Source organism: Polaromonas sp. P1_G2, from assembly GCF_056405515.1.
The window spans coordinates 1-773 of sequence record NZ_JBFUBY010000597.1; the positions used below are offsets into that span (position 1 = coordinate 1).

Below are 773 nucleotides of genomic sequence, written 5' to 3' on the forward strand. Positions count from 1 at the left end.
ATGGAGGGGCGGCTTTACCGAATCATCATGACGCCGGCGATGATGATCGCCTGGTTGCTTGGTCTCTATCTCGCCTGGACGGTGTTCCATTTCCAGGGCGGCTGGCTGCATGTCAAGCTTCTCGGCGTCGTGCTGCTGACCGCCGTGCACGTCTATTATGGCCGCAGCTATCGCGCTTTCCTACGAGAGGAAAGGCCTGGGAGTCAGCGTCATTGGCGGATCATGAACGAGGTGCCGGCGCTGTTGATGATTGTCATCGTGCTGATGGTGGTGTTGAAACCTTTCTGATATATCTTGCTAATCCACGGCATTTCTGGCAGACCGGTCTTGCGATGACGCAGACGAAGCATTATTTTTTACACAGTGCTTCACCGCATCGCGGCGTGTCCCCATCCCCCTCGCACATGCCTTTCTCTCAGAACCGGTGTCGGTTTATCTCCCCCTACCCCAACACGTTGTGGTCCCCTTTATGGCTGAAATGAAGCTTCAGGAACTTAAGAATAAAACAGCAACCGACTTGCTTGCTTTCGCCGAATCAGTGGCCGTCGAAAACGCGAGTGTGATGCGCAAACAGGAATTGATGTTTGCGATCCTCAAGAATCTCGCCGCCCAGGAAGTTGAAATCATCGGCGAAGGCGTGGTCGAAGTGTTGCAGGACGGCTTCGGCTTCCTCCGCTCGGCCAATGCCAACTATCTCCCAGGTCCGGACGATATTTATATCTCTCCCTCGCAGATCCGCCGCTTCTCGCTGAAGACCGGCGACACGGTCGAAG

Annotated in this window: 2 protein-coding genes; both read left to right on the top strand. The window is 55.0% G+C overall.

Translation table 11 applies throughout. The features are described 5' to 3' along the window. A partial coding sequence (locus AC1D0P_RS26415) for a CopD family protein (protein WP_477679435.1) occupies positions 1–288 on the top strand: 288 nt, incomplete at its 5' end. Positions 289–469: 181 nt separating this feature from the next. Beyond that, positions 470–773: Rho termination factor N-terminal domain-containing protein (locus AC1D0P_RS26420; protein ID WP_477679436.1), on the top strand; the 304-nt coding region annotated here is incomplete at its 3' end.